Here is a 22,257-nt window from a genome sequence, read left to right on the forward strand (position 1 = left end):
ATACAGGGAGGTAATGAGGTGGCAACGTTAAGGAATATTGAAAGTTTCAGGGATGACTGGCTTAAGGATTATTTTTTATATGGCAAATTTTCCAAAAGAATACCGTCAAGCCTCTCATCAGCGCTGGCGCGAAAGCTCGACATCATCAATGCGGCGATTAGCTATAAGGATTTAAAGTCGCCGCCAGGCAATCGTTATGAGGAACTAAACCCGCCTCTCAAGGGATATGCTTCAATCAGGGTCAATGAGCAATATCGGCTGATCTTTAAATGGATAGAAGGTAAGGCCGTTGACCTTTATCTGGATGCTCATAGCTATAAAACGCACAAGCGATGAAAACTGAGCCTGGCTGCATCAGGCGCTGTAAGACAGCATGTAACACATCAACCTCTGTCAGTAATAAAGAGAGCAAGACTATGAACCAGGCGACCCGCAAACCGACCACTGTCGGTGACGTATTACTTTACGAATATCTGGAGCCAACCGGCCTGAAGATTCTCGACTTAGCGGAGATGCTAAAAGTGCACCGCAACACCGTCAGCGCCCTGGTCAACAATAACCGGAAGCTGACGCCGGATATGGCTTTCAGGCTGGCTGCAGCCTTCGAAACCAGCGTTGAGTTCTGGCTTAATCTGCAAAACAGTGTCGATATCTGGGAAGTGATGCATGATGCCAGGGCACAGGAGGAGATCAGTCGCGTAACACCGTTGAAGGATTTTCTGGTGCAGAAAGAGAATCAGCTGGCGTGAAAAGCTTTATAACGCACTGGTCATGACGGGATTTGAAACGGGTCAATTATCTGTCAGCCGCTGGGTCAGGGTTAGCATCGGTTTACAGCCAGGGTCATCACGTAACAAGGGAGCCAGGAGGCGATCTCTGGCTCGCCTTCAGTCAATTCAGCAACGATATCCTTACTCGTAATTGACCATCACTTCACTGCTCACCACCCGTAATCCGGGTGGCAGCGCCCCGCTTCCGGCGAAACCAAACACCATATGCAGGGTCTCACTGGCGCTCAGATGTGCCAGCCCGCGCGTGGTGCCGCTGGCCCCCTCCAGGGAAGTGCAGCGCTGTTCGCCGCACAAGCGCACCTGCAGGCCAGACGGGGCCGGTCTGCTCAGCTGATAACGCCAGTTAACGACGCTGACCTCCCCGCCAATGTCGGCAGGCGGCGTCAGCGGCTGCGCCCGTTGCCAGCTGCCGCGGTTCGCCAGCAGCGGCCCATTGGCCGTGGCGCTCCAGGCACCACCGGCCGCCTGCGCCATCAGTGGCAGCATCACGAATGCCATCACCAGCCAGCGCATTATTTGCCTCCGATGGTGGCAGTCATACGGATCTGGCGGTTGTCGCTCAGCTCCAGATTAGAGAGCACCACCAGCTGTGGCAGATTGCGGCGCAGGAAACGCGCCAGCAGCGCACGCAGCGGATGATTGACCAGCAGCACCGGCGGCGCGCCCAGCATCTCCTGACGCTGTAATGCCGCCTGTGCCTGACTTAACAGCCGATCGGCCAGACCCGGCTCCAGTCCGCCACCGCCCTGCAACGCCTGTAACAGCAGGCGCTCCAGCGTGGAATCGAGCCCGATAACCTGCACTTCGTCATTACCCGGGAACCACTGCTGAGTAATCGCACGGCCCAGCGCCACACGCACCACGCTGGTCAGCTCCTGCGGATCGCTCTGCACCGGCGCATGTTCCGCCAGCGTTTCGATAATGGTGCGCATATCGCGAATCGACACCCGCTCCACCAGCAGGTTCTGCAGCACCTTGTGCAGGGTGGTCAGCGAGATCACACCCGGCACCAGATCTTCGGTCAGCTTCGGCATCTCCTGAGTCACACGATCCAGCAACTGCTGCGCTTCCTGACGGCCAAACAGCTCGCTGGCGAACTGGCCAATCAGATGGTTAAGGTGGGTTGCCACCACGGTACTGGCTTCAACCACGGTAAAGCCCTGAATCTGTGCCTGCTCTTTCAGCGCGCTATCAATCCAGACCGCCGCCAGTCCAAAGGCGGGATCAACGGTCGCTTCGCCTGGCAGACTTCCGGCAGCCGTACCCGGGTTAATCGCCATCCAGCGGCCAGGATAGGCATCACCGCTGCCAATCTCCACCCCTTTCATCAGGATGCGATAGCGCGCCGGTGGCAGCTCCATGTTGTCGCGGATATGCACTACCGGCGGCAGGAAACCGACATCCTGAGCGACTTTCTTACGGATACTGCGGATACGTCCCAGCAGCTCACCGTTTTGCTGATGATCGACCATCGGAATCAGGCGATAGCCCACTTCCATGCCCAGCGTATCTTCCAGCTGCACATCGGTCCACGACGCTTCAGTGGCGGCTGGCGTGTCCGCCGTTTTGGCGATGCCGCCCGTGACTTCTACTTTCTTCTTCGGCTGCATTTCGCGGCCACGCAGCCACCAGGCCAGACCCAGTAAGGCGGCGGTGAACAGCAGGAAGACGAAGTTCGGCATGCCCGGCACCAGACCGAGCAGACCAATCACGCCGGCGCTCAGCATCAGCACGCGCGGATCTTTGAACAGCTGGGTGACCATCTGTTCGCCGACATCCTGATCGGTGGCAACGCGCGTCACGATAACACCGGCTGCGGTAGAGATAACCAGCGCCGGGATCTGCGCGACCAGACCATCACCGATGGTCAGCAGCGTATAGGTCTCTGCGGCATGACCCACATCCATACCGTGCTGCACCACGCCCACCAGCAGGCCGCCGATGACGTTGATCACCATGATCATAATACCGGCGACGGCATCACCACGAACGAACTTACTGGCACCGTCCATCGAACCGTAGAAGTCCGCTTCCTGGGTCACTTCGGCACGGCGGCGTTTGGCGTCATCTTCACCGATCAGACCGGCGTTGAGGTCGGCATCGATCGCCATCTGCTTACCGGGCATCCCGTCCAGCACAAAGCGCGCGCCCACTTCGGCGATACGGCCGGCACCTTTGGTGATAACCATAAAGTTGATGATGACGAGGATGATAAACACCACGATACCGATGGCGAAGTTACCGCCCACCAGGAAGTGGCCGAACGCTTCAACCACCTGTCCTGCCGCGGCGGCACCCGTATGCCCTTCCATCAGGATGATACGGGTTGAAGCCACGTTCAGCGCCAGACGCAGCAAGGTAGAGAACAGCAGAATGGTCGGGAACGCCGCAAACTCCAGGGTCCGCTGGGTGAACATCGCCACCAGCAGGATCATGATCGACAGCGCAATGTTAAAGGTGAACAGCAGATCGAGGATGAACGGCGGTAATGGCAGAACCATCATCGACAGGATCATCAGGATCAGTACTGGCCCGGCCAGCACCTGCCACTGCATATCTTTAAAGTTGCCCGGTAAACGTAGTTTTGCGGCCAGGTTATTAGCCATCGTTTTTGCTCTCTCCTGCAAAGTCCATCTCTGCCGGAACCGGCAGGTTTTTTGGTTTGGTTGGGATCAGGCCGCCTTCGCGCTTCCAGCGACGCGACTGCCAGACCCACGCCAGCACCTCGGCCACGGCGGCATAGAGCGCGCCGGGAATGTGCTGACCAATTTCAGTATGTCGGTATAACGCACGCGCCAGCGGCGGTGCTTCCAGAACCGGGATGCGGTGTTCGGCAGCCAGTTCACGAATTCTCAGGGCGATCTCACCTGCGCCTTTCGCCACCACTTTCGGCGCACTCATCTTCTTCTCGTTGTACTGCAGTGCCACCGAGTAGTGCGTCGGGTTGGTGACGATGACATCGGCTTTCGGCACATCCGCCATCATTCGGCGTCGCGCTGCGGCGCGCATCTGCTGCCGGATGCGCCCTTTAACGTGCGGGTCACCTTCCTGCTGCTTATGCTCGTCGCGGATCTCCTGCATCGACATTTTCAGCTTTTTAAAGTGGCTGTGCAGCTGCCAGAAGACGTCATATCCGACCATCGGGATCAGCCCCAGCATCACCAGCGAACAGCAGACTGCGATCATCTCCATGCCGTGAATCAGCGCGGTGACGGGCGCTTCGCTGATCAGCCGCAGCATCTCGGGCCAGTGGCTCCAGATGTACCACCAGCCCACCGAGCCGACCAGAATAGTCTTAAGGATGCCTTTAAACAGTTCGGTCCAGGCCTGCGCCGCAAACATTCGCTTGAACCCAGCCATCGGGCTCATCTTCTTCGAGTCGAACTTGATCGATTTACCGCTGAAAACGATACCGCCCAGCAGCATGGGCGCGGCGATTGCCACCAGCACCAGACCGCCCATCAATGGCAGCAGCGCCATCAGTGCCTGCGTGATCAGGCTGCCGATGTGGCTGACGATAATTTTGTCATCTCTGACCATGCCGTGATCAAAACGGAGTCCGGTGGCGACCATCGCCGCCAGCCGGTGCGCCATCATGTTGCCGCCCATCCACAGGATCATGATGCCGGCCAGCAGCATCAGTACGGATGTGAGTTCGCGCGAACGCGGAATCTGGCCCTCTTCACGCGCTTTCTCAAGTCGGTGGGCCGTGGGCGATTCTGTTTTGTCTTCGTCGCTATCTTCAGCCACGACAAACCTCGGTTGGCAGGAATTCTGAGCATAGGATGCCAAATCTGGCTTAAGTTAAAGCGGAGATAAGATGAAGAAAACAGGCGTTCTTTCGGGGATGGGTCTGACAATGCGGAACGGGGCCACCCGAAGGTGACCCTGTTTATTATAACCTGCAGCTGTTTCACCCGCCCGCAGGCGGACGAAACCTAGAACCCTAAGCTGTCCAGCAGGTCATCAACCTGATCCTGGTTCGCCACCACGCCCGGTGCATCGGCGTGAATCTGCGGACCGTTCAGCAGGCTGGTGCCTTCCTGACGCTTCTCAGCGCTGACTTCTGGCATATTCTCCAGCAGCACCATTAACAGCTGGCGCTCAATTTCCTGGATCACATCCATCATGCGCTTGATCACCTGACCGGTCAGGTCCTGGAAATCCTGCGCCATCATGATTTCAAGCAGCTGCTTGTTGGTAAAGGCGGTATGCTCTGGCACGGCGGTGAGGAATGCGCGCGTATCCGTCACCAACTCCCGCGCATCACCCAGTTCAATCGGGTTCTCAAACCACTCATCCCAACGCCCTTTCAGCTGGGTTGCCCCGGCTTCCATCTTATCCTGATGGGGTTGTGCTGCTTCAACACAGTTCAACGCACGGTCGGCGGCCTGCGCCGTCATCTGCACAACATAATCCAGACGGTCGCGGGCATCAGGAATGGCTTCAGCCGCATCGGCTATGGCTTTATCCAGCCCCAGCTCGCGCAGGCTGTCGCGCAGCATGCGCGTCAGAGAGCCAATACGTGAAATGATGTCGTGTGCCGCGGCATCCTCAGTTGGTTTCGGAAAGTCGCTCATCACATCCCCTTACATGCCCAGTTTTTCGAAAATTTTACCCAGCTTTTCTTCCAGGGTTGCCGCAGTGAATGGCTTCACGACATATCCGCTGGCACCGGCCTGGGCGGCGGCGATAATGTTCTCTTTCTTCGCTTCCGCGGTCACCATCAACACCGGCAGCGAACTCATTGCCGCGTCGGCACGAATGGTCTGCAGCAGCTGCAGGCCATCCATGTTTGGCATGTTCCAGTCGGAAATCACGAAGTCGAAACCACCCGCTTTCAGTTTGCCGAGGGCGTCCACACCATCTTCCGCTTCTTCTACGTTATTGAAGCCCAGCTCTTTCAGCAGGTTACGCACAATACGACGCATCGTATTGAAGTCGTCTACTACCAAAAAGCGCATGTTTTTATCAGCCATATCTACTCCTGAGTTGTCTCGCCCGGCGGGACGGGCCTGTTAAATACGCAATGCCTGTCCGGCGCTAATTTTCGCCAGCATATGCTGGCTGATGTTGCTTAAATCCACGACTTCGCTCACGCCGCCTGTGGCAATGGCCTCACGCGGCATGCCAAATACCACACAGCTGGCTTCGTTCTGGGCAATAGTCCAGGCGCCTGCCCGATGCATTTCCAGCATCCCGGCGGCACCGTCGTTGCCCATGCCGGTGAGGATGACCCCCACCGCATTTCGTCCGGCGTAAGTTGCCACCGATTTAAACAGCACATCCACAGAGGGTTTGTGCCGGTTAACCGGTGGTCCTTCATTCAGTTTCACCACATAGTTGGCGCCACTTCGGGCCAGCTCCATGTGCATTGCGCCTGGCGCGATGTAGGCATGGCCTGGCAGAATACGCTCACCATCTTCAGCTTCCTTCACCGTGATCTGACACAACTTGTTCAGACGCTCGGCAAAAGAGCGGGTAAAGCCTGGCGGCATATGCTGGGTAATCAGCAGTGCCGGGCTGGTCGCCGGTAACGGCTGCAGCACATGGCGAATCGCCTCGGTACCCCCGGTTGAGGAGCCAATCGCAATCAGCTTCTCACTACTCAGCAGCGGGCCCGCTTTCAGCGTCGCCGGCACCGGCATCGCTGCACGGTTGTGCAGTCGGGCACGGGAAGCGGCACGAATTTTGTCGCCAATCATCTGGCTGTAAGACAGCATCCCTTCGCGGATACCGAGCTGTGGCTTGGTGACGAAATCCACCGCTCCCAGCTCCAGCGCGCGCAGGGTAATTTCAGAGCCTTTCCCGGTCAGCGATGAAACCATCACCACCGGCATTGGCCGTAACCGCATCAGTTTTTCCAGGAAATCGAGGCCATCCATGCGCGGCATTTCCACATCCAGCGTCAGCACCTGCGGATTGAACTGCTTAATCAAATCGCGGGCGACCAGCGGATCGGGCGCCGTAGCGACCATCTCCATATCCGGATGGCTGTTGATGATTTCAGTCATCAACTGCCGCATCAGCGCAGAGTCATCTACGCACATCACGGTGATTTTGCTCATCATCTTTCCTTCGTCAGTCCATAGACGGTTTGCCCGCGCAGCCAGAACTCTTTACTGATCTGACTGAAGTTTTCTGAGTGCCCGGCGAACAGAATGCCGCCCGGCTTCAGGAGCGGGACAAACCGACGCAGAATCTTCTCCTGCGTCTCTTTATCGAAATAGATCATCACGTTGCGACAGAAAATAGCGTCGAACTGACCCGGCAGCGCCCAGTCATTGGCCAGCAGGTTAAGCTGCGCGTAAGTGACCATATTGGTCAGCTCGGGACGCGCCCGCACCATACCGGCATGAGGACCGGTGCCGCGCAGGAAGTAGCGCTGCATTTGTGCGGGTGACAGCGTGCGCAGCTCCTCCTGGCGATAAACACCCGCCACCGCTTTTTCCAGCACCTGGGTGTCGATATCGCTGGCATGAACCTGGAACTTGCCCGGTCCGGTGCCCAGTGCTTCCGCCAGCGTCATGGCGATGGAGTAAGGCTCTTCGCCGGTTGACGCTGCGGTACTCCAGACGCTGAAGTTGCCCTGTCGCTTACGTGCATGCTCCGCCAGAATCGGGAAGTGATGCGCTTCGCGGAAGAACGCGGTCAGGTTAGTGGTCAGGGCATTGATAAACGCCTGCCACTCGGCACTGTTCGGATCGGACTCCAGCAGCGCCAGGTAGCGACCGAAATCATCGATATTCAGCGTACGCAGGCGACGAACCAGACGGTTGTAAACCATCTCACGCTTGTGATCGGCCAGTACGATACCGGCACGCTGATAGATCAGCTGGCTGATACGACGAAAATGCGTATCGGAGAGCGGTAAACGCTGCACCATTTGCGACAGCAGCGTTGTCGTCTCATTTTGATCTAAAATTGTCGATTTTTTCATCTCTGCACCTGGCCCGAACTCAATACATTATTTGTCTGCTGCGATGCCCGGCGGCTCAATGGCGGCCGGGCCACGGGCGATTAAAAGGTTTCCCAGTTGTCGTCGCTGCGGGTAGCAGGCGAACGACCAACGGCTAACGGTGCATCTGACTGGAGAGTTTTCATCGCCGTTGTCTTGTTAACGGCCTGAGCGACAAATTCTTTACCAATATTGAACACTGATACCGCTTGTTTTAAGTGACTTGCCTGATCTTCGAGCGCTGCAGCCGCTGCCGCTGACTCTTCGACCAGTGAGGCGTTCTGCTGGGTGACGCGATCCATCTCGGTCACGGCAAGCCCCACCTGGTCAATGCCACGGCTCTGCTCGTCTGACGCTGAGGCGATCTCACCCATGATGTCGGTGACGCGGGTGACTGCGCTGACGATGTTGCTCATGGTGTCACCGGCGCTCTCTACCAGCACCGAGCCGGTATTAACGCGGCTAACCGAATCTTCAATCAGACCTTTAATCTCTTTGGCGGCCTGGGCGCTGCGCTGCGCCAGGCTGCGCACTTCACCGGCAACGACCGCAAAACCGCGACCCTGTTCACCGGCACGTGCCGCTTCAACCGCCGCATTCAGCGCCAGAATGTTGGTCTGGAAGGCGATGCCATCAATCACACTGGTGATATCGGCAATCTTTTTGGAACTGCCGGCAATTTCTTTCATGGTGGTGACCACGCCATCCACCACTTTGCCGCCCTGCTGCGCGGTTTCAGAGGCAGTCAGCGCCAGCTTGGACGCCTGACGGGCGTTTTCGGCATTCTGCTTCACGGTCGCGGTGAGCTGCTCCATGCTGGCAGCGGTCTGCTCCAGCGAAGCGGCCTGCTGTTCGGTACGCGAAGAGAGATCGTTATTGCCGATGGAGATTTCGCTGGCACCGGTATAGATGGCATCAGAGCCGTCTCGTACGGTTCGCACGGTACGGACCAGCTCCTGCTGCATGTGCTGCAGCGAAGTCAGTAACTCACCGATTTCGTTACGTACGCTAATCTCAACCGGCTGGGTCAAGTCGCCCCGTGCGATGTGCTGGATATGCTCAATACTCTGACGCAGCGGACGGATCAGCACCGAGCGCATCACGTTCCACACCAGGATAATCATCAGCAAGGTCACTGCCAGCGTGGCGATAACGATAGTGATGGAGCGGGTATACGCGTGCTGGTTAGCTTCCACACCCTGCTGAGACAGCGCTTTATTGTGCTCAAGCCACTCGCTGTAATCTTTCTGGAACTTGTCCTGGTAGCTCTGGGTCGGCTGATCCACAAAACCTTTGAAATTGCCGGCGGTGAAGAAGACCATCAGCTCCGCCAGCGCATCGTGATAGGCCTTGTAGTTCGCCTGTAACGCCCGGACGTTTTCGGCCGTTTTGCCTTCTTCTGACAGGTTATCGTTGAATATCTGATAGCTGACTTCAGCCTGCTTCAGCTCCTCGCCCGCCAGGGCGACCAGCTCTTTCACGCTGGCACCCGAGCCCGACATCTGTGCATCCTGCAGAAAACGGATACCGGCGCGGTTAAGGGTGTTGCGCGCCTGAACCAGCGAAACCCATGAGGTGCCCATCGCCTGTTGCAGAGTATTCAGGCGTTGGTTGTAGGCAAAATTCTCTTTATCTGAACTGACAGTTTTGAAAAACATTCCGCCGGAAAACAGCTGCAGCAGCGCAAACAGCGCCAGCACACACAGCAGGCCGGAGACGACTCGTACTCGACTAAACATAAACACCTCATTGGTTGGCGATTCGTGTGTATTTATCGGCGGAGACGGGGGGAACTTTATGCATGGCGACGGCTTTACGCCGCCGCCATGTTGAAAGAGGAAAAAATCAGGCGCGGGAAATTTTGAAAACGGAGACGGCCTGGGTCAGGACGCTGGCCTGCTGCTCCAGTGCGGCCGCAGCGGCGGCAGACTCCTCAACCAGCGAGGCGTTCTGCTGGGTCACGCGATCCATTTCGGTAACGGCCAGACCGACCTGCTCGATACCGCGGCTCTGCTCATCGGAAGCCGAGGCGATCTCACCCATGATGTCGGTAACGCGGGTCACGGCACCCACAATCTCATTCATGGTGCTGCCGGCGCTTTCAACCTGCAGTGAACCGCTGTTGACGCGTGACACCGAGTCTTCAATCAGGCCTTTAATCTCTTTCGCGGCCTGGGCGCTGCGCTGGGCCAGACTGCGCACTTCTCCGGCCACTACCGCAAAACCGCGACCCTGTTCACCGGCGCGTGCCGCTTCAACCGCCGCATTCAGCGCCAGGATGTTGGTCTGGAAGGCGATGCCGTCGATCACGCTGATAATGTCCGCGATTTTCTTCGAGCTGCCGGCAATCTCTTTCATGGTTGTGACCACGCCATTCACCACTTTACCGCCCTGCTGCGCGGTTTCGGAGGCGGTCAGCGCCAGCTGGGATGCCTGACGGGCGTTGTCAGCATTCTGCTTCACTGTGGCAGTGAGCTGCTCCATGCTGGCGGCGGTCTGCTCCAGCGAAGCGGCCTGCTCTTCGGTGCGGGCCGACAGGTCGTTGTTACCGGCGGCGATTTCGCTGGCACCGGTAAAGATGGCATCAGAGCCGTCACGCACATTCCCCACCGTCATCACCAGCGACTGCTGCATCTCATGGATGCCTGCTGCCAGCTGGCTCATCTCATTACGCCCCTCAACCACAATCGGCTGGGTCAAATCGCCGGAGGCAATAGCGCGAATCTGTGCCAGCAGCTGTTGCAGCGGCTGAATCAGCACCTGACGCAGGCCAAACCAGCAGGTAATAATCACCGCAAGCACCGCAACACCAATCGCGGCCAGCAGCCACATCATCTGTTTAAAGGCTTTATGGTTCTGCGCCATTCCCTGATCGGAAAGCTCAGTCTGACGCGCACGCCATTTGTTGTAACTCTCCTGCATCGCGACCTGTTTCTGCTCAATGTTCTGTTTAAACATCCCTTCCAGGTCGCGCGCCTGCAGACTTTTTACCATCGCCTTCAGGCCGTTTTCGTAGTTAGCGTAATCCGCTTCAAGCGTGTCGCCCATGGTTTCGTCAAGACCTGACGTGGTTGGCAGATGGTAATAAATTTTAAAGTGGCGATCGGCTTCCGCTAACTGGGTATTGGCTTTGTTGATCAGCTCATCAAGCTGACCGCCGTTCATCTGCGAGGCCATGCTGGTCTGTAAGCGCAGCATGCCGCGGTTCAGCGTGGTACGGCTGTTGTTCAGTGAAATATAGGCGTCAGTCATCTCGGTGACATTGCGATTAGAGACCTGTGACAGCGCAAAGGACTCTTTGTCTTTATTGAGGGCTGACCAGAAAAGGCTGCCAGCGACTAGCTGGAGCGCGCCGAAGATGACCAGTACTGCGATTAAACTGGTCACCACTTTTATTTTTTTTAACATCTTGTTCCCCTGCAGGTTAATTTAGGTGCAGCGGCTATATCGGCGATGTAACAGGATTAATTAACGCTATTCAGCGCTTTCAGGAGAGAAGTGGCTTTTGTAATTATTTTTATCAGCATGAGCTGCTGAGTTTGGCTTTACGCAGAGGAATCGCGAGGGGTTGCTGCGCATCCCGCAGGATGCGCAGCGTGACATCAGAAGGTTTCCCAGTGAGTATCACTGACCGGCGCCGTCAGGGCTTTGCGTGGTGGCAGCGCCGCCGTAGCGGGTGCGGCAATCGGCAGATGCTTTGTCAGCGTCTGCTGCAACGCGCCGCGTTTAATTTTGAAGACCGACACTGACTGACTTAACCGGCTGGCCTGATCTTCCAGCGAGGCGGCTGCGGCAGCGGACTCTTCCACCAGCGAGGCGTTCTGCTGGGTAACGCGATCCATCTCAGTGACCGCCTGCCCGACCTGATCGATACCGCGACTCTGCTCGTCCGACGCCGAGGCGATTTCACCCATGATGTCGGTGACGCGCGTAACCGCACTGACGATATCGCTCATGGTTTCCCCGGCGGTGCCGACCAGTTGCGAACCGACATTGACCCGGTTCACTGAGTCGTCGATCAACCCTTTGATCTCTTTTGCCGCCTGGGCGCTGCGCTGCGCCAGATTACGCACCTCGCCCGCGACCACGGCAAAACCGCGACCCTGCTCTCCGGCACGCGCCGCTTCAACGGCGGCGTTAAGCGCCAGAATATTGGTCTGGAAAGCAATGCCATCAATCACGCTGGTGATATCGGCAATCTTCTTCGAGCTGCCGGCGATTTCGCTCATGGTTTTCACGACACCCGCCACCACGTTGCCGCCTTTTTCTGCGGTTTCTGAGGCGCTGAGTGCCAGCTGTGACGCCTGGCGGGCGTTTTCGGCGTTCTGTTTCACCGTGGCTGTGAGCTGCTCCATGCTGGCCGCCGTCTGCTCCAGTGACGCAGCCTGCTGTTCTGTGCGGGCAGAAAGATCATTGTTTCCGGCAGAGATCTCGCTGGCACCGGTGAAAATCGCATCCGAGCCGTCACGCACATTGGTCACCGTGCGCACCAGTGACTGCTGCATGTCATGCAGACTGGCCGCGAGCTGAGTCATCTCATTGCGCCCTTCCACCACAATCGGCTGGGTTAAATCGCCCTGGGCGATATGCTGGATGTGATTAATGCTGCTGTTGAGGGGTGTCATCACGATTTTGCGCAGTCCAAACCAGCAGAGCACGATCACGGCGACCACGACGGCCATGATGGTGGAGAGGATCCACATCATACGGCTGTAAGCAGAACTGTTCTCTTCAACACCAAGCGTAGTCAGGCGATTCTGATCGGCTCGCCATTCACGGTAAACCGTCAGAAACGCACTCTGGCTTGGCGCCACCGGGGCTTTACCGGCCGCAATCAGATCGTTTGCCTGTAGCGCCGTCTGCAACTGATCCAGCGCAGCGCCATAGTCGCTGTAGCGCTGCTCCAGCTGGTTGTTTAACTCACTATTCTGTCCCGGCGTATCGGGTGTCTCTTTAAAGACTTTGAAAAAACCGGCGGCCGCCTGCTGAAAGTTTTTGCTGTCGTCAAACAGCGTGGCGACATCGGCCGTTTTGCCTTCCAGCTTACTGGTGGCGAAACGCAGCTGAATACGGGTCAGCAGCACCCGGCTCTGGTTAAGACTCATATAGGCGTCGTTGAGCGACTGCGTATTTTGCATCGCCAGCTGCGACACGGCGAAGCTTTGCTTGTCGTGGCTTAATGCGGAGTAGAAAACAGAACCGGAGAAGGCCTGTAACAGCCCAAACACCAGCAACACCAGTAACAGGCTGGTGACAACACGGATTTTCGTTAACATGAGTAACCCTGAAGAAAGTAGGTAATTAAAGTGACTGAGGGATTATCGGCAGGTGACAGCGGGAAATTAGAGTGCAATGCGGCTTTATTCTATGAATAGAAAGGAATTATCGCTCAGTGAAACTATCACGGGCCAGCCATAACCGGCCCGTGATGATTCAATTACGCGCTACGCAGGTTATCCACCAGCGCCATCTCGTCGCTGCTCAGCAGCTTCTCAATGTCGACCAGAATCAGCATGCGATCGCCCAGCGCACCCAGACCGGTCAGGTACTCGGTGGACATGGTCACAGCGAACTCTGGTGAAGGACGGATCTGATCCTGGGTCAGCGACAGCACATCAGAGACGCCGTCAACCACGATACCGACCACGCGATTTTCCAGATTCAGCACGATAACCACGGTGTTTTCATTGTACTCAACATCGGGCTGCGCAAACTTCACGCGCAGATCGATAATCGGCACGATAACGCCGCGCAGGTTAGTGACGCCGCGGATAAATTCAGGGGTATTTGCGATACGCGTTACCTGATCGTAACCGCGAATTTCCTGAACTTTGAGGATATCGATGCCGTACTCTTCGTCGCCCAGCGTGAAGACCAGAAACTCCTGACCCACGGTTTCGCCAGCGATTTTTGTCACGGTTGCCATTCCATTCATGTTATTTACCCTTTCGTTATCAATCAGGCGGCAGCGCCAGCCACACGTTTTTCACGGTTAAGTGATTGCAGTGCTGAAACATCAACAATCAGCGCCACGCTACCATCGCCAAGAATGGTGGCGGCGGAGATGCCCGGCACTTTGCGATAGTTACTTTCCAGGTTCTTCACCACCACCTGATGCTGGCCAATCAGCTGATCGACCAGTAGCGCGTAACGTTTGCCCGCGCTTTGCAGGATTACCACGATGCCCTGAGTGGCCTCGGTTTTGGCATCCTGCACATCAAAGACGTTCCACAGCTCGACCAGTGGCAGATATTCGCCACGCACTTCCAGCACGCACTCGCCACCGGCCAGCGGTTTCAGCTCTTCGGCGCGCGGTTGCAGCGACTCCATCACCGCATTCAGCGGCAGAATAAAGACTTCATCGGCCACACGAACGGACATCCCATCAAGGATGGCCAGGGTCAGCGGCAGCAGGATACGAATGGTGGTGCCTTTGCCCTGCTTCGAGGCGATCTCGACGTGACCGCCCATCTCCTGAATATTTCGTTTCACCACGTCCATACCGACGCCGCGTCCTGAAACATCTGTCACCTGCTCTGCGGTGGAGAAGCCCGGTGCGAAGATCAGCATGCCGACCTCTTCGTCGCTCATGTTCTCGTGAACCGGCAGGCCCGATGAGAGGGCTTTAGCCAGAATACGTTCACGGTTCAGACCGGCACCATCATCAGACACTTCAATGCAGATGTTGCCGCCCTGATGTTCCGCTGAAAGCGTCAGGTTACCGGTTGCCACTTTACCGGCCACCAGGCGTTTTTCTGGCGTTTCGATACCGTGGTCAAGACTGTTACGCACCAGGTGCGTTAATGGATCGATGATGCGTTCAATCAGGCTCTTATCGAGTTCGGTTGAGCTGCCCAGCAGCGTCAGTTCGACCTCTTTGCCGAGTTTGCTGGCCAGGTCACGCACCAGACGCGGGAAGCGGCTGAAGACATATTCCATTGGCATCATACGAATCGACATCACCGATTCCTGCAGATCGCGGGCGTTACGCTCCAGCTGACCCATGCTGTTCAGCAGGTCACCGTGCGCGACCGGATCGAGTTCGCCGGAACGCTGAGCGAGCATTGACTGGGTAATCACCAGTTCGCCCACCAGGTTGATCAGCTGATCGACCTTCTCCACCGCAACACGGATGCTGGTGGATTCGCTCGATTTGGCAGGGGCCGCGACGCGCTTACTTTCACGCTTCACTGCGGCCACCGGCAGTTCGGTGACGGTGGCGGTGTGAACGTCTTCCACCACCGGTTCGGCCTCGGCTGCAACAGCAGCTGGCGCGGCAACGGCTTCGTCTGCTGCCGGGAAGCGGATCTGTGCTTCGTCGATGACGAAGCAGAGCACCGCCACGATGTCATCTTTACCGACGCCATCAATGCAGACATCCAGCGTGGTGCTGCCTTTCTGTACGTTTGTCAGGGTGCCGAGATTACTCATCTCTTCCAGCATCAGATCGACCTCTTTCTCTTTGAGATCGATCAGCTGTACACGCAGGCCGCTGGTGCTGGCCGGTTCTGCGCTGGCAGTGGCAACACTGGCCGGAACATCAACCGGCAGACCTTTGGCCTCTAGCGCCAGCTGGCGCAGCGCTTCACAGATATATTTGAAGCTCTCCGCGTTAGGCTCCTGCGCGGTTTTATAAGCATCGAGCTGTTCCTGCATAATATCTTTGGTTTCCAAAAACAGGTTGATGATGTCGGTGCTGAGCTGCATCTCGCCGCGACGAGCACCATCCAGAATGTTTTCCAGGATATGAGTCGTTTCCTGTAATACCGTAAAACCAAAGGTTCCGGCCCCACCCTTAATGGAGTGAGCGGCACGGAAGATGGCGTTAAGCTGTTCCGAATCTGGCTCCTGCGGGTCTAAGCCCAACAGGTGTTGTTCCATATCCGCTAATAGCTCATCGGCTTCATCAAAAAACGTCTGGTAAAAATCGCTGATGTCCATACTCACGGGAATCACCTCGGCTGTGAGGGGGCTGCTGTATTCACCGCGCCGCCTGGTGTTGCAGGTGCGGTAATCTGTTCAATGGCCGCCGGATCGCTGATCTGGACGGCATCACTTTCTGCGTTCTCTTTTTCTATTGCCGCTTCGGTGTCGTGGTTCAACACCAGCAGGCTGATGCGGCGGTTAACGGCGTCATTACCGCCACGATTTTTCAGGCGCATGGTGTCGGCCATACCCAACACCCGTAAAATTTTTCCGCTGTCTAAGCCGCCCATCACCAGTTCACGGCGTGAGGCGTTAGCACGGTCTGTCGACAGTTCCCAGTTGCTGTAGCCTTTGTCACCGCTGGCATACTGAAAATCATCGGTATGTCCGGCCAGGCTGATGCGGTTCGGAATGTCGTTAAGGACTGGCGCTATCGCACGCAGAATATCGCGCATATAGGGCTCAACCTCGGCCCGACCGGTCTTAAACATCGGGCGATTCTGGCTGTCGATAATCTGAATACGTAGCCCCTCTTCCACCATGTTGATGATCAGATGCGGGCGCAGCGCTTTCAGACGCGGATCCGCTTCAATCAGCTGGTCGAGCTTTTCACGCAGCCGGTTAAGACGAATCTCATCCAGCTTGCGTTTCTGGGCGTCCATATCGACGACTTTGTTCACTTCGCCAATCTTTTTGGTCGGATCATCACCGCCGCCGGGGATCGGGCTCTCGCTGTCGCTGCTGCGCGCCCCGCCGGTAATCGCTACCTTCAGCGGTGTTTTGAAGTAGTCTGCTATCTGCACCAGCTCCTGCGGGTTGGCAATTGAGAGCAGCCACATCACCATAAAAAAGGCCATCATCGCCGTCATAAAGTCGGCGTAGGCAATCTTCCACGATCCGTGGCTGCCTTCATGGCCTTTATGTTTGCGCTTTTTGATCAGCACAATTGGGCGATTGCCGTGTTTCATGAAGCCTCGTCTGAAGTCTGTTTAGCCGGGTTCTTGGCGTTACGTACGTGCTCTTCCAGTTCGCTGAACGACGGACGCTCGGCGGAATAGAGCGTCTTACGACCAAATTCCACCGCAATCTGCGGCGCGTAACCATTCAGGCTCGACAGCAATGTCACCTTAATGCACTGCATCATCTTGGTGGTTTCCGCACACTTCTGACGCAGCACTGACGAGAGTGGAGAGACAAACCCGTAGGCCAGCAGGATGCCCAGGAAGGTGCCCACCATCGCATGCGCGACCAGCGCACCGAGTTCAGCGGCTGGACGATCGGCCGAAGCCAGTGCATGGACCACGCCCATTACCGCGGCGACGATACCGAATGCCGGAAGACCATCACCCACTGCAGCAATACTTTGCGCTGGTACGTCACACTCGTGTTCGTAGGTCTCAATCTCTTCATCCATCAACGCTTCGATTTCAAAAGCGTTCATGTTGCCGCTCACCATCAGGCGTAAATAGTCAGTAATAAAATCCACTAACTGTTTATCGGCAAGAATGCGGGGATAATTAGCAAAAATTTCACTCTGGCTGGGATCTTCAATATCGCGTTCCAGCGATAACATACCCTGCTGACGCGACTTCGCCATCAGGCGATAAAGCAGCGCCATCAAATCCATGTAAACCGCTTTGTTGTACTTGGAGCCGCGAAATAACTTAGGCAGCGCCTTCAGCGTTTTTTTAATCGACTTACCGTTGTTGCCGACTAAAAAAGCACCGGCACCGGCACCGCCGATCATTAATAATTCGGCTGGCTGATAAAGCGCGCCCAGATGGCCACCTACCAGCGCATATCCGCCCAACACGGAGCCTAAAACAATCAGGTAACCTATAATTATCAGCACAAAAAAATCCTTACGTCCGTAACGTGTTGGTGGAAGTTAAGCCAGAGAGCCGCAGATGTTATTCCTGAACCGCAAGCAAAAAAAAAGCAGCGGTATTAACCGCTGCTGGATGGCTTCCACAGTGCGAACAAACTTAAACGGCGTGTTTAACCTGTTCATCCAGCAGTTGTGGAAACATATCGGCAGGTTCTGCAGAAAGTTTACGTCTTTTTACTGCCCGTGATGGTGGCTGGCACAGGCTGCAGGTAAAGCTGCCAACCGGCTGATGCGCATGATTAATAAAGCTGCCGTTGCAGCTTTTACAATCTGCCAGTTCCAGCATACCGCTATCAACGAATCGGACCAGGGTCCAGGCACGAGTCAGCGCCAACAGCGGGCCCTCGTCCGATTGAGGACACTGTTCAAGATACAGGCGGTAAGCTTTAATCACGGCATCGACGCCGCTGCACAACCCGGTTTTCAGTAAAAACTTCCAGGCGTTACAGAACATAGAAGCATGAATGTTCTGCTCCCACGTCATAAACCAGTCCGTAGAGAACGGCAGCATACCTTTCGGTGGCGGACTGCCACGTAATTCTTTATAGAGCTTGATGAGACGACCGCGGCTCAGCTGGGTTTCGCTCTCAAGCATCTGCAAGCGGGCACCTAATGTAATGAGCTCCATCGCGAGATGAATATCACGTGCTTCCTGAACAATACTTTTCTCACTCATGACATTGCTCTCTTTTTAGCAGGTGCATCATCTTTAGACGCATTACGCAGTAAACGGCTCGATAATAAAATGCCGGTGTGGATTTGTTGTAAATCATCCACGCGTGATTCCTGCGTCAGGCGATTAATGGTGCTGCTATCGGTAAAACGAAACTGGCAAACCAGTTGATTGGTTTCCGCCATTTTTACCATCTCAGGCAATGTTAATTCAGATAATGCATTCGCCATTTTCTCGTCAATTCCGAGGCGAAACATTGCAGAAGCTTTATCCTGGTTAATTAAACGCTGCGCAAGCAGTAAATAAGACAAGTTGAGATCGTAAATATGTTTCAGTACTTCAGAGGTGCCCATTATTTTTCCATCCTGAGAGATGCGACGTAACTGTATCGCAGAATAAATCTGCGGTTCGAGCTGCTGTTTGTTAAATCAAAAGATGGCAAAAAAAACTTTATGTAACGTTAATGTCACCGTTTTCGCCTTCCATTTTTGTGTGGGTTTCAGACCCACCGAAGGTCGAAAATCCATGCCATTTTATTTTCGAGTTCTGGACATCTTCCGTGACGTCTTCTTACATTTTTTAGGACTATTCCGAAAACAACGCAAATCTATATCGTCTGATTTCGACATACAACGACAGTGATGTGAAATTTTAGATAAAGTGTGACGCAGATCACACTTTTAACGCAAATTTCTTCAGCAACCCTTTACCATTACTTACCGACTGGTCATTTTTTGAGCAAAAAAGCCCGATTTTAAGTCCAATTGGTCCTGAGAAAGGTTTAATAGGGGGTAAAAGCATCGCTATTCGACGCTTTGCGCAGTCCGGAATGAATATCGGGTGTTAATCGTTTTAACACCCTATTTAGAACCACCCAAAGAAAGGTTATCAGCATATTATGCTACCGAGTCGTACAGGTATTTGCTTTTAAATTAGTTACTTAAGGGGAGTATCGCAGAGGGTGAGTAATGAAATCGTTAAGGTTTATACGGCAGCAGGTCAGATTTCTGGCAACCTGACGTTAACAGTGGTGGCGGGTTGTACAGACTCTGATTCCCACTGTAACAAGGGGTTATATAAGAAAGTCGAATGAATTAACGAAGGGTTATGCGTTGGCACTATCACTATCGGCAGCCTGAAGAGAAACTTGAGTAAAGAAGGTAAAGAAAGCGGCAGGGGCTGACAGGACGGGGATTTCCGGGCTTACCTGCATTTATCGGGCCACTCCGGGCAGCCACTGACGTTATCAGCGTAGAATCGTAACAAACGGTCATTAACAGATAGCAGGCGAGTTTTCTGTGACCTGGGCCGAAAAAAAAGCAGCGACGCCGTAGAGGCGCCGCTGCTTTCATAACCTGAGTCAGAACAGATATCAGGCGAGTTTTGGGAAGGTCGCGACCTTGTTAACCGTGTTGTGGTCAACGCTGCGCGGTTCAATGCGTTCCAGGTCTTTCAGGAAGCCTTCACGCCAGGCGGTAATATCATTTTTACGCAATACCGCCATCATGTCGTTGTAGCGTGAAATCCTTTCGGTACGCGGCATAGTAATCGCCTTATCCAGCGCGGCGGCCACTTCATCACGGTCATACGGATTCACAATCAGCGCGGAGGTGAGCTCGTTAGCCGCACCCGCAAAGCGCGACAGCACCAGTACACCGGGATCATCAGGGTCCTGCGCAGCCACGTACTCTTTCGCCACCAGGTTCATACCGTCACGCAGCGGCGTAACCAGACCGACATCGGTCAGACGGAAGATTTTCATCAGCAGTCGACGGTCAAAATGCTGGTTAAGGTAGTAGAGCGGGGTCCAGCCCAGCGTACCGTATTTACCGTTGATGCGCCCTGCTTCGGTCTCCAGCTGATGACGGATATCCTGATACGCCTGCACATCGCCGCGCGAGGTCGGTGCAATCTGCGAGTAGCGAATTTTGCCGCGATGCTGCGGGAAGTTCTCCAGCAGCGCTTCATAGGCAAGAAAACGCTCAGGCAGACCTTTGGAATAGTCGAGACGTTCGCAGGCAATAATATTGCGTGCATCGCCCAGCTCTTTCTTCATGGCGGCCATTTTCGGTGGCAGCGGCCCTTCGGCCATCTCTTTAATACTGTCTGGCTCAATCCCGATGGGATAAACCTCAGTCATAAAGGTGTTGCCAAAGGCGCGATGTTTTTTGTCGCCCTTATTCTGCAGCTGAGTGAGCTGGCTGACGCTGTCGAGGAAGGCCACCCGATCCGATTCGGTCTGGAAACCCAGCAGGTCATATTCGCACAACATTTCCAGAAGCTCTTTGTGCGGCGGCAGCGCATTAAATATTTCAGGCGTCGGGAAAGGAATATGCAGGAAGAAGCCGATACGGTTATTAATGCCCGCCCGACGCAGCGCAGCTGCAAACGGTAAAAAGTGATAATCGTGGATCCAGACAATATCATCCGGCTTGATCAGCGGTTTTAAACGCTGTGCCACCGCATCGTTAACGTCGCAATACCCTTCCCAGGCTTCCCGCTGGAACTGCACCAGGTCAAGGCGATAATGGAATGCGGGCCAGATGACAGTGTTTGAGAACTGGCAATAGTAGAGATCGTAATCGTTCTGGCTCAGCGGGAACGAGGCATACTCAATACCCTCATGTTCCTGAACCGTGACTTCTTCTACCTCTTCGCCTGTGTACTCGCTGATTTCACCGTTCCAGCCAAACCACAGTCCACCGGTGCTTTTCAGTGCATCGAGAATACCGACGGCCAAACCGCCAGCGCTGGTTTTTGACCCATCGGGCATGGCGACACGGTTAGATACAACCACTAAACGACTCATAACCTAAACTCCTTACCGACGTTGTCTTGATCTGATAGTAATAATGTTCTTTCCAGCCAGCCGTAAACCGCATCGACATCATGAAGCCGATAATGGGCCTGGGTGGAACCTTCTCCGACTTTGATCGAGACGCCCTGCCGTGCGTTCACGGCCAGAAAGCCCTTTTCATCCGTCAGATCGTCGCCAATAAAGACCGGCGTACGTCCGGCAAAAGGGGGCTGCTGCATAAAGTCGCTGATTGCGGCGCCTTTATCGATACCTGCCGGTTTAATCTCTACCACACATTTCCCCGGCTGAAGCGCCAGTCCGGGAAAACGTTTTACTGACTGTTCAGCCAGTCGCATCACATCCTGCTCATGCTGCATCGCCTGGCGGTAGTGAAGTGCGAAAGCCATGCCTTTTACCTCCAGCTGGGTGCCAGGCCAGGATGCCATGGCATCCTGCAATTCCGCCCTGAGCGATTGCTCCACCTCGACCGGCAGGCTGATGCGTTGCAGATTACCCTCTGCATCACGGCGCTCAGCACCATGTACGCCCGCAGCCGGGCCGTACCAGGGAGCGGCCAGCGCATCGAGTTGTTCTATGGGTCTGCCGGAGACCAGCGCAAGCGCGCCCTGCGAGAGTGCAGAGAGCTGCTGCAGTTGCGCGATGACCTGCTCAGGAATAAATACCGCTTCGGGACGGGACTGAATCGCTGCCAGCGTGCCGTCGACATCAAAAAAGAAGGCGTACTGCCCGCCGCTTAATGTCGGGTACCTGGCATGGGTGTCTGCCGCTTGGGTCACGTTACTTCTCCTGAAAATCGAATTTTAATAGAACATTGAGTTAAAACAAGAATGTCCTGACGCAGTCAGGTCAGCAAGCGGGAAATTCTGATAAAGCGGTGATTGAGGGATAAAACGCGGTAACGGGATAGGTCACTCTCCTCAAACTTGCAAGCGCATTGCTGACAATACTGGCTAACTGAGAACATCTTCACAGTAAGTGTAGTCATTAACAGGGGTTATGCCAGAAAGATGCAGGTTTCATGCCAGCCGCTGCGGTTAAGTCAGCATAAAAGCACCATTCAATTCTGCTTCGCTTCCGATGATCAGGCCAGACACGATCCGCTGCTGACTGGAGTCACGCACGTATCGCACCCGGCAGAGTCGGCCCCCCCAAAGCTTAAGGCTCTTAAGGTATTCCTAATATTGAAAGCGCATTCTCGTGACA

20 protein-coding genes are annotated in these 22,257 nt (G+C 55.2%); 2 read left to right on the forward strand and 18 right to left on the reverse strand.

All coding sequences use genetic code 11. The annotated features are described in order from the left end of the window. Positions 1–18: 18 nt before the first annotated feature. Positions 19–336: a type II toxin-antitoxin system RelE/ParE family toxin gene (locus tag AC6I8B_RS11615; protein ID WP_010670815.1), complete on the forward strand. Its 318-nt coding sequence runs from the start codon at positions 19–21 to the stop codon at positions 334–336. A gap of 80 nt (positions 337–416) precedes the next feature. Further along, entirely contained in the window at positions 417–749 is a 333-nt protein-coding gene (locus tag AC6I8B_RS11620) for a HigA family addiction module antitoxin (protein ID WP_010258577.1), read from the forward strand. Positions 750–911: 162 nt separating this feature from the next. Here the strand turns inward: AC6I8B_RS11620 and flhE are convergent, their stop codons facing one another. From flhE to otsB, 18 genes are all read right to left on the reverse strand, one after another. Next, entirely contained in the window at positions 912–1,304 is a 393-nt protein-coding gene (flhE, locus tag AC6I8B_RS11625) for a flagellar protein FlhE (protein WP_061703855.1), read from the reverse strand. After that, positions 1,304–3,397, reverse strand: coding sequence for a flagellar biosynthesis protein FlhA (gene flhA / locus AC6I8B_RS11630; RefSeq protein WP_010258569.1), 2,094 nt, complete (start codon positions 3,395–3,397; stop codon positions 1,304–1,306). The genes flhE and flhA overlap by 1 nt, the downstream gene beginning before the upstream one ends. After that, the gene (gene flhB, locus AC6I8B_RS11635; RefSeq protein ID WP_497817441.1) at positions 3,390–4,541 is read right to left on the reverse strand and encodes a flagellar biosynthesis protein FlhB; all 1,152 of its coding nucleotides are present in this window, start codon (positions 4,539–4,541) and stop codon (positions 3,390–3,392) included. Before flhB ends, flhA begins: the two co-directional genes overlap by 8 nt. 188 nt (positions 4,542–4,729) lie before the next feature. Beyond that, positions 4,730–5,371 (reverse strand): protein phosphatase CheZ, encoded by a 642-nt coding sequence (gene cheZ / locus AC6I8B_RS11640; protein WP_003849160.1) that lies wholly within the window; start codon positions 5,369–5,371, stop codon positions 4,730–4,732. Between the two features lie 9 nt (positions 5,372–5,380). Continuing rightward, on the reverse strand, positions 5,381–5,770 hold the full coding sequence (cheY, locus tag AC6I8B_RS11645) for a chemotaxis response regulator CheY (protein ID WP_010258559.1): 390 nt from the start codon (positions 5,768–5,770) through the stop codon (positions 5,381–5,383). Between the two features lie 39 nt (positions 5,771–5,809). Continuing rightward, the gene (locus tag AC6I8B_RS11650; protein ID WP_010258555.1) at positions 5,810–6,859 is read right to left on the reverse strand and encodes a protein-glutamate methylesterase/protein-glutamine glutaminase; all 1,050 of its coding nucleotides are present in this window, start codon (positions 6,857–6,859) and stop codon (positions 5,810–5,812) included. Then, a complete protein-coding gene (gene cheR / locus AC6I8B_RS11655; protein ID WP_010258551.1) occupies positions 6,859–7,731 on the reverse strand; it encodes a protein-glutamate O-methyltransferase CheR in 873 nt (290 codons plus the stop codon). Before cheR ends, AC6I8B_RS11650 begins: the two co-directional genes overlap by 1 nt. A gap of 80 nt (positions 7,732–7,811) precedes the next feature. Further along, positions 7,812–9,488 carry a methyl-accepting chemotaxis protein gene (locus AC6I8B_RS11660; protein ID WP_010258548.1) on the reverse strand — a complete coding sequence of 559 codons (1,677 nt, stop codon included), beginning with the start codon at positions 9,486–9,488 and terminating at the stop codon, positions 7,812–7,814. A 106-nt stretch (positions 9,489–9,594) separates the two neighbouring features. Continuing rightward, positions 9,595–11,157 (reverse strand): methyl-accepting chemotaxis protein, encoded by a 1,563-nt coding sequence (locus AC6I8B_RS11665; protein ID WP_157352410.1) that lies wholly within the window; start codon positions 11,155–11,157, stop codon positions 9,595–9,597. Between the two features lie 194 nt (positions 11,158–11,351). Then, positions 11,352–13,025: a methyl-accepting chemotaxis protein gene (locus AC6I8B_RS11670; RefSeq protein ID WP_157352414.1), complete on the reverse strand. Its 1,674-nt coding sequence runs from the start codon at positions 13,023–13,025 to the stop codon at positions 11,352–11,354. Between the two features lie 161 nt (positions 13,026–13,186). Next, positions 13,187–13,684 carry a chemotaxis protein CheW gene (gene cheW, locus AC6I8B_RS11675; protein ID WP_010258541.1) on the reverse strand — a complete coding sequence of 166 codons (498 nt, stop codon included), beginning with the start codon at positions 13,682–13,684 and terminating at the stop codon, positions 13,187–13,189. 23 nt (positions 13,685–13,707) lie between these two features. After that, positions 13,708–15,690, reverse strand: coding sequence for a chemotaxis protein CheA (cheA, locus tag AC6I8B_RS11680; RefSeq protein WP_022625500.1), 1,983 nt, complete (start codon positions 15,688–15,690; stop codon positions 13,708–13,710). 11 nt (positions 15,691–15,701) lie between these two features. Next, the gene (gene motB, locus AC6I8B_RS11685; protein ID WP_010258536.1) at positions 15,702–16,643 is read right to left on the reverse strand and encodes a flagellar motor protein MotB; all 942 of its coding nucleotides are present in this window, start codon (positions 16,641–16,643) and stop codon (positions 15,702–15,704) included. Then, entirely contained in the window at positions 16,640–17,527 is an 888-nt protein-coding gene (gene motA / locus AC6I8B_RS11690; protein WP_003849139.1) for a flagellar motor stator protein MotA, read from the reverse strand. The genes motB and motA overlap by 4 nt, the downstream gene beginning before the upstream one ends. Before the next feature lie 133 nt (positions 17,528–17,660). Then, positions 17,661–18,239: a flagellar transcriptional regulator FlhC gene (gene flhC, locus AC6I8B_RS11695; RefSeq protein WP_010258532.1), complete on the reverse strand. Its 579-nt coding sequence runs from the start codon at positions 18,237–18,239 to the stop codon at positions 17,661–17,663. Continuing rightward, a complete protein-coding gene (flhD, locus tag AC6I8B_RS11700; protein WP_010258528.1) occupies positions 18,236–18,589 on the reverse strand; it encodes a flagellar transcriptional regulator FlhD in 354 nt (117 codons plus the stop codon). Before flhD ends, flhC begins: the two co-directional genes overlap by 4 nt. Before the next feature lie 1,019 nt (positions 18,590–19,608). Next, positions 19,609–21,045 carry an alpha,alpha-trehalose-phosphate synthase gene (gene otsA, locus AC6I8B_RS11705; protein WP_010258527.1) on the reverse strand — a complete coding sequence of 479 codons (1,437 nt, stop codon included), beginning with the start codon at positions 21,043–21,045 and terminating at the stop codon, positions 19,609–19,611. Further along, entirely contained in the window at positions 21,042–21,830 is a 789-nt protein-coding gene (gene otsB, locus AC6I8B_RS11710) for a trehalose-phosphatase (RefSeq protein WP_022625498.1), read from the reverse strand. The genes otsA and otsB overlap by 4 nt, the downstream gene beginning before the upstream one ends. Positions 21,831–22,257 lie beyond the last annotated feature (427 nt).

It is taken from the genome of Pantoea sp. X-Soil-ISGK-285, assembly GCF_059730815.1.